Source organism: Alistipes sp. D31t1_170403_E11, assembly GCF_015553985.1.
Lineage (GTDB): Bacteria > Bacteroidota > Bacteroidia > Bacteroidales > Rikenellaceae > Alistipes > Alistipes montrealensis.
In genome coordinates, this window is the sequence record NZ_JADNHQ010000014.1 from 1 (window position 1) to 10,297 (window position 10,297).

5 protein-coding genes are annotated in these 10,297 nt (G+C 56.5%); all 5 read right to left on the reverse strand.

The window, feature by feature from the left end:
* Window positions 1-274 precede the first annotated feature (274 nt).
* Entirely contained in the window at window positions 275-742 is a 468-nt protein-coding gene (locus I2E69_RS14915) for a lipocalin family protein (RefSeq protein ID WP_195462017.1), read from the reverse strand.
* Between the two features lie 19 nt (window positions 743-761).
* Window positions 762-2,813: a S8 family serine peptidase gene (locus I2E69_RS14920; RefSeq protein WP_195462018.1), complete on the reverse strand. Its 2,052-nt coding sequence runs from the start codon at window positions 2,811-2,813 to the stop codon at window positions 762-764.
* 77 nt (window positions 2,814-2,890) lie between these two features.
* Window positions 2,891-5,353, reverse strand: coding sequence for a hypothetical protein (locus tag I2E69_RS14925; protein ID WP_195462019.1), 2,463 nt, complete (start codon window positions 5,351-5,353; stop codon window positions 2,891-2,893).
* A 27-nt stretch (window positions 5,354-5,380) separates the two neighbouring features.
* Window positions 5,381-7,051, reverse strand: coding sequence for a RagB/SusD family nutrient uptake outer membrane protein (locus I2E69_RS14930; RefSeq protein ID WP_195462020.1), 1,671 nt, complete (start codon window positions 7,049-7,051; stop codon window positions 5,381-5,383).
* Window positions 7,052-7,080: 29 nt separating this feature from the next.
* A complete protein-coding gene (locus tag I2E69_RS14935; protein ID WP_195462021.1) occupies window positions 7,081-10,263 on the reverse strand; it encodes a SusC/RagA family TonB-linked outer membrane protein in 3,183 nt (1,060 codons plus the stop codon).
* Window positions 10,264-10,297: the final 34 nt, after the last annotated feature.

Below are 10,297 nucleotides of genomic sequence, written 5' to 3' on the forward strand. Positions count from 1 at the left end.
GCAATTAACGATAGTAGAATTTTTCTTACCATAAGCGTTAATCTAATTTGTTTTTTAAAATAAAAAACAAGCAAACTCCAGAGTCGTTTTACTTGAAACAAACAATTCGTTATAGATCAGCGCTTTAAACGGATATTAATCCATTTTCAGGTAACTGTCAGGAAAGGGCATGGTTACCAAACCGATACCCGGATACAATGAAAAAAGGCCTTCCGCATAACGATTTACGCGGAAGGCCTTGCGGCGAAAGGTTACTTAACAGTAACCGGAGGCGTTAGAACAACAGCCGGCTTGCCGAGCGGGATGATTTCACCACCTTGGCGTCGCTCTTGATCGATTCGGGAATCGCCTTGCGGGTGTAGACGCTCACTTCGCCGACCGAAGGATCGCTCACCATCGTAAGCGTGTTGCCTGCTTCGTCGAACGAGATTTCGTAAGCGCCGCCGGCCAGGGGCGTATTGTCGCTGTACTTACCCGAAAGGGTCGCGTCGTCGAGCTTATAGGAACCCGAATATTTCTGGTAGCCGGGCTGGTCTATCTGCTGGTAGATTTCAAACGAGCCGCCGGATGTAAACGATATGTAGGCATCGAAATCGACGGGGGCGGCCCCGTTCCAGGAAGCCAAGTGCCATTCGCCGGCAAGTTGTTTGGCCAGCGGCGAGTTGTTTTCGTTGTCGTCCGAACAGCCGGCAAACAAGCACAAACCGAGCACGGCGAATAAGGTATAAAGAGTCTTTCTCATATTCTCAGTTTTTCATTTATTATAACCAACCTCCGTTTGCGTTTTCCGTAGCGCGGGCAACGATGGCGAACTCCTTGGTAACTGCCTGGCCGCCCATCGAATTGCCTCCGCCGAGGTTCTCGCCGCCGGCAATGGCCGTAATGGCGATTTTTGCCGCTCCGGGCTTCGTGCAAAGAATCTGCAACTTGCCGAAAACGATCTTAGGCGCTTCCGTGATGCCGAGCTTATCCATGTCTGCCTGCGACATGGTCACGTCAGTATAGGTAAGGTCCGATGCGCCGCCGCCGAAATACGTCGTCAGCGGAATGAGCTGCGAAGCACCGATCTTGGCCCGCATGCACGGCGTGCCTTCGATCTGCATGAGCAATTGGTAAGCATCGATCGCACCGGTTCCCATCTGTCCGTAGTAGAGGCCGAGGTTAATGGTCGCGGCCGACGTTTTCGTACCTTCGAGGTAGTAGTTGATGTCGTTCACCGAGGTCAGCAGCATCGCCTTGAACTCATCCGTCGTGAAGGTCTTGCCCTTCTTCAGTGCATACGAAAGTCCCAGTGCAGCCACACCCGAAACATGCGGACAAGCCATCGAGGTTCCCTGCATGAAGCCATAGTCGCTGCCTGCGAAGTCGGCCAGTTCGGAGGGAACCGTCGAGAGTACCTCGCTCGACTCCTGGTCTGCGGAGATCGCGTAGTCACCGCCCGGAGCGGCAATGTTACAGCCGGGACCGTAGTTGGTGTAGTAGGCCGGCAGGAAGTCGGGCGAGAAGGCTGTTACCGAGATGTAGTCGCGGTAAGCCGCCGGGTAGGCGGACATGCCCGTAGCGTCGTTTCCGGCCGCGAAGATGGCGAGTCCGCCGTCGATCGCGTCGCAGTTCTTCGTGCTGATGAAATAATCGATCGCCTGCTTCTCTGCGCGTGCGCCGTTGGCATAAGCGTTGTCAGAGGTCGCGGCTCCGGCGGGGTATCCGAACGAGCACTGGATGATCGATGCACCGTTGTTGGCCGCATAATAGATCGCCTCGGCCGAAATGGCGGCCGTACCGCCCGAACCGCCCGAGAAAATCTGGCAGGACATGAGTTTCACGCCGTCGTTATTGCCCGTGCCGCCCGCTACGCCGCAGACGCCTTCGCCGTTGTTGTTGACGGCGGCAACCGTACCGGCGACATGGGTTCCGTGGCCGTTGTCGCCATCGTATTTACCATCCTTGTCGTAGTGGGGAATATCCCACGAGATAGCGCCTCCGGTTACGAAATTGTAGCCGTGTACGTCGTCCTTGTAGCCGTTGTTGTCGCTGTCCTCGCCTGCGACTCCGTCGCGCTCGGCCGTGTTGACCCACATGTTGGCGGCCAGGTCGGGATGCGAGTATTTCACACCCTGGTCGACGATGGCCACGATCACCGAAGGATCGCCTCCCGTGAGTTTCCAGGCCTCCCGGACGTTGATGTCGGCGCCGACGCGCGAGGTCTGGGCGATGCCCGTATTACCGTAGTTGACATAGTGCCACTGGCGCCACAATTCCGGGTCGTTGAACGCGGGGGTAACAACGGGAGTCGTAGCGGCGGTTACAGCCGAACCCGTACGCAGCGGGGCGGGTTTATGACCGTCGGCCAGCATGAGGCGGGTGTTGAACTGCACGTGCTCCACCTCGGAAACGGCGGCCAGTTGCCGGGCAGCCTCGTCGAGGTCGGCTTCGGCGTCGAAACCGATAACATACCATTTGTGGAGGCCGGCAGCGCGTGCGCGCGCCTCGTTTTTGGCGTTGTAAGGGAAGACACGGCGAAGGCTGGTCACGTCGAGTGCGCTGAGCACTTCGTCGACCTTCACGAGACCCGAACGAGTCACGGCAGCGCGGGTTTTGGCTGCGATTGCCGCCATATTTTCGACTTGCCCGACGGCCTCGTCGTCGAAATAAACCAACAGGGTTCCCTGTTCGGCGCTAACGGACGTATTGACGATCTTATGCGCCGGAGCAATTTCGGGAGCGCCGTTTTCTCCGGGCTGTTCCTCCATGGGATCGGACGTACAAGCCGCCATCAGCAGCGCTGCTATAAGTAAGAATTTTCTATTAGCCATATTTTTCTTGATTTTAAAGAGAGGATCCGGACGTTTCAGACCGGATCCTCCCGATCTTATCTGGTTAACAGTTCCGATTATTTAACCAGGTCAACACCTTTTTTCACCATCACCTGCACCGGGGCCGAAACTTTGGGAGCCACGCCTTGCGATACGGTTACCCGGGCACTGGCTGTCTTCGCGTCGGATTTTACGACCGTCATGGCCGGCCGGGCGACATTCGAGGCGTCCCTGTCCGAGTGGATGTATTCGTCGATCAGGGCGCGCATGCGTTCGCGGCCGCGCAGTTCGACGAAATTATCCGGTGCGGAGAAGGCCGACGAAATCTTTTCGAGCTGAGGCCGGGTTACAGTCGCAGCGGGAGCCGACATCGGCACGGCTTTGCCCGGGTCTTCGAGCATCAGGTTGTAAAGCCATACCAGGCCGCCCGTAGCCGTTCCCAGCGATTCGTCGGAGAAGGTCAGGAACCGCATTCCGTCGAACGTCAGGCTATTGCTTGCTATGTAATTGGGGTTGGCGACAAAAGCGAGGTAGCCGTCTACCACCTGACCGCCGATCAGCGCATAATCGACCGAATAGGCTTTGAGCGTAGTGGTAGTCATCCAGTACGATACCGGTTCCCCGCCATAGCTTCCGATGATCTGGTCGGAGATCGAGTAAAGAACGCCGTTGTAGTATTCGATCAGCATGGTGTCGTCGCCACCGATAAGCCGGCCGATGCCCGACAGGCCCGAAATGTTGAGGTAATCCGCATCCGCGGTGTCCGCCGTCGTGTTGTCGGTAATGGTAACCGAGCCGACCTTGGTCCGTTTGCCGGACGCAACGCTGTTGCTGATTGTTCCCGTGTAGTAGTTCCACGTCTTGCACATGTCGGCTTTCGAGAGTTGAGTCGACAGGAAGTCGTCCATGGTGTAGTTGCGCTTGAGCGGATGGGGCGTGCCTTCGGTCGTAGCCTGTGCGGTCATCAGCTTCGAAACGTAGCCGTTGTAAGCGTATACCAGCAGCGTATAGTCCGTTCCGCCGTTCAGGCCGCCGAGCATCAGTGCGAACGTACCGTCGGCCTTGTTGATGGCCTCGAGATTTTCAGCCGAGAACTTCATGCCCTGCGAAGAGGTAACGAGCGTAATCAGGTTGGCTTCGGTCGCACCTGCAAGCGCTTCGGTCTCGTAGAGTCCGTAGTAACCCGACTCGATCTCCTGGCCGTTGGCCCAGAATTCGGCCGAATCCTCGGCGGTGTAGCCCTTGTTTGCATACTTGTCGGTGATATTCAGGCCTACGCTCATCAGAACCGGCTTCTCGTCGCCGTCCTTAACGTATCCGAAGGCGAGGTACGAGTAGCCCTGCAGTTCGCCGGCCGCATTGTAAATGTTACCCAGCACGGAGTACATGCCCGTTTCGTTCATCACGGCGTTGACCGTACCCGTTGCAGCGATCTCCTGGGTCGGAAGTCCGCCTTCCGCCATCTCTTTCGACTTGGCTTCGGCAAGGGCCTCGCTGAGCGCACCCTCGAAGAAGGCGTACTGCACCTTCGCCACGTCGGCGCCGAAGGTAAAGCCGAGTTCTACCACGCCGTTCTTCGGTTCGGTCTTCGACAGCGAAAGCGTATAGTCGTAAACTTTGGCTCCCGGGAGGACAATCCGCTGCATGCCGCTGGCATTGGCTCCGTACCAACCGCCGGAAATCGTAAAGTTGACGTAGATACTGCTGGCCGGGAAGGTGATAACACCGTCCTTCAGCGTTCCGTAGAGGCTGGCAGCCTCGGAAACGGAGGGGATGTTCTTGTTGATCTTCGATGCAATCTCGATCTCACCATCGCCACCCAACGTAACACCCGTAGTCTGATAGGGAATCCAGACCTTGTCGGGATCCGTTGCGTCGATAATGGTATAAGGTTCGGTGCAGGAACCTACGTTGCGTCCGAAGAGGGCGCTGATAAGGGTCTGCGTGTAGGGAACCATGCGGTAGTAACCCGGCCGGTCGTCGCGCTCATAAATTTCGAGTTCGACTTCGGCGTTGGCATTAGTCACGCCGAACAGCGACGAAATCACGTCGTCACGCCACTTACCCTTGGTCTCGCCGGCCCCGCCCGTAAGCAGGTTCCATTTGACACGGGTTACAGAAAAGGTCATTCCGACGGATTTCTCACCATAGACGGAAGCATACTTCGTGTCGTCGATATTGATTTCACAGGCGTATTTCGTGCCGACCTCCGTCTCCGGGAAGTTCACGTCGAAGCTGGTCTCCTCCTGACCGTCGGCAAATTCGATGGCCGAAATGGCGAAGACGTTGCCCTGGTTCTTTTTCACCGAAACGGGAACGGTGATCGCTCCGTCGCTCTTGAGGCGGCGTACGATGAAACTCAACTTGGTATCGGCCGCAGGGTCGAGTTCCACATCGGAGGCATTATCCTGCGCGGGGAAATAGACGTTATAGCAATCGGGATTCTCGGGCGCGCCGGCCAGATAGTCGCCGTCATCATCGCAGCCCGCGAAGATGAACACCGCTATAAACGCATATAATATACTCTTGAGTGTTTTCATATTTGTCAATGTTAATCCGGTTCTACACTATTTCACGACCACTCCGTCGGTCAGGCCCGCACCGCTTCCGTGGACGGGGAACGTACCTCCGGTGTTGTTGTCCTTGATGGGGTCGATGGCCGCATTGGCATTGGTTTCACGGGTGGGAATGCGCATCAGCAGGATACCGTCGTCGGCCGCGATGTTGAACGCCCAAGCGTCGGGGAAGTCCGATTTGCCGGCCGTGGTGCAGCGCACAACGTTTTTCTTCAGGCGCATGATGTCGGTGTAGGCGTGTCCTTCACCCCACAATTCGATGCGGCGCTGCAGCCAGACTTCGTTCTGGAAAGCTTCGGGAGTCGATGCAGCACAGGTATATTCCTCGTTGCGGTAGGTTTTCACCCAGTTTTCCAGCAGGGACTTGCCGCCGTTGAGGTTGCCGCCCATGGCCATGGCCTCGGCCTGGATGAGGAGCATCTCCTCGGCGCGCATGATGCACCAGTCGCCGGCATTGATGTCCGTACCGCACTTATTCTCGAAGGGTGCGAACTTCACATTGGTATAGGGCACGAATGCACGCTTCACATTGGGAATCGAGAGCGAACTGATGGCCGAACCGGTTACGCCGTCCCAATCCATGTGGTCGAGCAGCGGCGACGAGAGGTTGGTGTCGATCCACCATCCCTTGCGCACGTCGGTTTCGGGAATCATGTTGTACAGCAGCGAATTGATGCGCTTGTACAGACCCTGGCTCGTGGTATAACCCTTGTTGAACGAGCAGAGGTGTCCGCCCCAGGTGATGTTCCGGTAGTTGGCCGGGGTATCGGCGGCCTTGTAGAGTCCGGCCCAAATCCACGACGATGCCGTAGCTTCGTTGAACCCGGGAGCCGACACATCCTCCTTCGTCAGCAGCGAAAAGCCCTCCATGGCCGACGCGGCGTCCGTAGCGGCTTCTCCCCAGTTGTTCATCACGAGATTCACGCGGGCACGCATGCCGTAAGCCACATTCTGGTTGACGGCCGATTTGCCCGAGCGCTGGAAACCTTCGAGGTCGGAGATAGCCTGTGTCAAATCGTCGTAGATCTGCTTGTAGATTTCGGCGTTCGTAGCGCGGGGATTGGCGCCGACGCGCTCGACGGGCATATCCCACGTTACGATGGGAACCGTCGGCTTGTCCTCGTTGCCCTTGTAGGTGAACTGGAAGCGCTGCGCCAGCGTGAAGTGTGCGAATGCACGCGCCACGAGCGCCTGGCCACGGTAGTGGATCAGTTTTTCGTCATCCGTATCTTCGGGAATCGTCGCGAGGATGTCGTTGGCCTGCTTGTTCAGCCGGTAGCAGAAATTCCACGTAAAGAGGGGCACGGCGTAGTTGGCGTTACGGTCCGAATATTCGAACGCCACCGAGAACCACTCGTAGTCGCTGTTATCCGACACCATGTCGGAGCCGTTACCGTCGGTAGCGATGCAGACCGCGGGATAGCTGAAGTCGTTGTGGAATACCTGGTCGTTACCGCCGGCCCAGTTGGGCAGTAACTGGACGAAGATCGACGACAGCGTATTGATGTCGGCCTGCAGACGGTCGGGATTGTCCTCCACGACCTCTTTCTTCTGATCTTCGGTTACCACGCCGCTTTCGGGAAACGTGTCGAGGTCGGAGCACGATGATGCCATAACCGCCGTTCCCAGGGCAAATATCCATATCTTGTTAATTGCTTTCATAGATGCGTTTTTAGTTGTTTCTACCTGTATTAGAACGTCAAGTTAATACCGCCCGAGAAAGTCCGCAGGGCCGAGTAGGAGGTGTTGTCCGCCGTCCCTGTTCCGCCGAATACGATTCGGGGGTCGAGACCTTCGCGCTTCGAGAAGACAGCGAGGTTGTCGCCCGCAAAGTAGATGCGGATGCTGCCGAGGCGCATCTTGTCGGTCCACTTCTTGGGAAGCGTATAACCTACCGTCAGGTTGTTGACGGAGAGGTAGTTGGAGCTGACGAGGAATCGCGACGAATATTTCTGGTACGAGTCGTCGGACGAGTTGAGGCGCGGAACATCCGTGTTGGTGTGTTCGGGCGTCCAGGCCTTGAGGATATCCTTGTGCCAGTTTGTACCCAGCGCATCGCCGTAGTGCATCAGCTGGTGGTAGGTGTTGTCGTAGAGACGACCTCCGAGCTGGTAAGCGAACTGTACCGAAATATCGACGCCGTAGAAGTTCAGCGAAGTGCCGAAACCGCCCATGACTTTGGGCAGGGTGCTGCCCTGACGGGCCTGGCGAGCGTCATCGAAAACGTCCGTAGTCGAATAATCGCCGTTGTCCGGGTCCATATACCAGAGCGATTTACCCGTTTCGGGGTCGACGCCCGCATAGGTTTTCAGGTAAGAGTCGTACATCGAACCACCTACCTCGCGGATCGACATCGAGCCGACGATTCCATTCGCCGAAATATCCTTGTCGAGCGAAAGGATTTTGTTCTTGTAGTGGGTCATATTGAGGTTCAGGTCCCACGTAAAGTTCTTGTAACGCAGCAGGCCGGCGCTCAGTTCCACCTCGATACCGGCGTTGCGCATCGAACCTACGTTGAGCGGCTGCCGCGAGTAACCCAGCGAAGGCGGTACGGGCTTGTAGTAGAGCATGTCCGAAGTCTTGCGCGAGAAATACTCGATACCTCCGTTCAGGCGTCCGTCCCAGAGTCCGAATTCCACGCCGACGTTGAACGAGTGCGACGACTCCCAGGTAATGTCTTTGTTACCCTTGTAGTTGAGCGTCAGCGAGAAGTCGCCGTCAACACGGCCTACCTGGAACTGGTCCTGATAGGGATAGTAGTTGCTGTAACCGCTCTGGTCCAGCAGGTCGTCGTTACCCTGAATACCGTACGAAACCTTCAGTTTCAACATGTCGAGCCATTTCACGTCGCGGAGGAACGTCTCTTTCGACATCAGCCACGCGGCGCCCACCGAACCGAAGTTACCCCAGCGGTTGTCGGGATGGAAACGCGACGAAGCGTCGCGGCGGTACGAGGCCGAGAAGAAGTATTTGCCGTCGTAGTCGTATTGCAGACGCGACAGGACGCCCATCGTGAAGTAAGTGTCCGTGTAAGAACTTACCTGCGGCGTTTCGTAGATGGCGTTGTCCAACTCACCGATGTTCGGGTTGTAAAGGTCGGTGTTGCTGCCATAGAGGTACTGCATTTTCAGCGAGTAGTTCTCGAAGCCCACCAGCGCGTCGAAATTATGCTTGTCGGCGAAAGTCTTTTTGTAAGTCGCCAGATATTGCTGGTTGACGCCGAATGTGCGCGAATGCGAAACAGAGGTCGAACCTTTGCCGATATAGGAACCGTAGTAGGAGTTGTAAAGACGGTTCAGACGCCGGTTGATGGCGCTGGCGCTGATGTTGGCCGTGAAGTTCAGCCCCTCGATGGGGGTTACGGTCGCGAACCAGTTGCCGTTCACCGCGTCGGTGTAGGAGCGGTGGCGGTCGAGATCGATCGAAATCATGGGGTTGGCGCCGCCCGAGAACGAACGGGTCTGGTTGGTGTTCACGCCCGAGTCGTAAATCTTGTTACCATGGTCGTCGTACTTGATGTTTTTGTAGACATCGCGCACATACATCGGGTAGATCGGGGCGATCATGTTAGCCAGGTAGAACAGGTTGGCCGACGAACCGGTATCGTTCTCGGTCTGCCCCGTGGGTGCATTGGAAATGGCGTGCGAATAGCTGATGTTCGCACCCACCTTAAGCCATTTTTTGGCCTGGTAGTCCGCTTTCAGACGGGCCGAATAACGGGTGAAGCCCGAGTTCTCGATAATACCCGAGTCGTCGAGATAACCGGCCGACATGAAATAGTTGAAACGGTCCGAAGCGCCCGCGATCGAAACGTTGTACTCCTGGCGGAGGTTGCCCTTGCCGAACAGTTCTTCATACCAATCGTCCGGAATGTAGTAGTACTCACCGTCCGAATAACCCAGCGTCGCGTTGGGATTGAGCTTGCCGTTGGAACCGATCAGCGTCTGCTTTGCGGGAATCGTGTAGACGTTGTAACCCGTACCGCCGTTGTTGCTGTCGAACAATGCCGAGTTGGCGAAGGCGCGGGCTTCGGCGAGCGAGCTGCCGGCCTGGTAGCGGCTGTTGAACAGCGATTGATAGCCCAGTTCGTAATACTGGCCGGGATTGGAGATCACGTTGTAGTTGGGCACACCGCGGGAGTTCGTACCCCATTTGGCGTCGAAGTTAACCTTCGCATCGCCCGATTTACCTTTCTTGGTCGTAATCAGGACGACGCCGTTTGCACCGCGTGCTCCGTAGATGGCCGATGCGGCGGCATCTTTCAGAACCGTAAGCGACTCGATGTCGGCGCTGTTCAGATACGACAGCGATCCGTCGTAGGGTGCGCCGTCCACGATGTAGAGCGGGGCGCTGCTCGCCGAGATGGAGCCGATACCGCGGATGCGGATCTTTGCACTCTCACCCGGCTGGCCGTTCGAAGAGACTGCCTGCACACCGGCTACGGCGCCGGCCAGTGCGTTCGAGATATTGGAAACCTGACGTTTGCCTATATCTTCCGACTTCATCACTGATGCGGAGCCGGTGAAAGCCTCCTTCTTGGCTGTACCATATGCAACGACGATTACATCGTCGATCGCCTGCGCATCCTCTTTCATCGTGATTTTCAGCTGGCTTTTGCCGGCGATTGCAACACGTTGGGCTTCATAGCCGATGAACGTCACCAACAGGGTTCCGTTGGTAGGGGCCGAAATCATGAATTGGCCGGATGCGTTGGTTGTCGTACCAACGGTCGTACCATCCACCAGGACCGTAGCGCCTGCGACGGGCTTTCCCTCCGCATCGGCAACTGTACCGGAAACCTGCCGGTTTTGGGCGAATCCATACGCACAGAGGCCCAAAATAGCAATTAACGATAGTACAATTTTTCTTACCATAAGCGTTAATTTTAATAAAATTTTAAAATAAAAA

Coding starts and splice junctions, on each gene's coding strand:
- I2E69_RS14915 (WP_195462017.1), bottom strand. CDS start 742: ATGAGAAAGACTCTTTATACCTTATTCGCCGTGCTCGGTTTGTGCTTG.
- I2E69_RS14920 (WP_195462018.1), bottom strand. CDS start 2,813: ATGGCTAATAGAAAATTCTTACTTATAGCAGCGCTGCTGATGGCGGCT.
- I2E69_RS14925 (WP_195462019.1), bottom strand. CDS start 5,353: ATGAAAACACTCAAGAGTATATTATATGCGTTTATAGCGGTGTTCATC.
- I2E69_RS14930 (WP_195462020.1), bottom strand. CDS start 7,051: ATGAAAGCAATTAACAAGATATGGATATTTGCCCTGGGAACGGCGGTT.
- I2E69_RS14935 (WP_195462021.1), bottom strand. CDS start 10,263: ATGGTAAGAAAAATTGTACTATCGTTAATTGCTATTTTGGGCCTCTGT.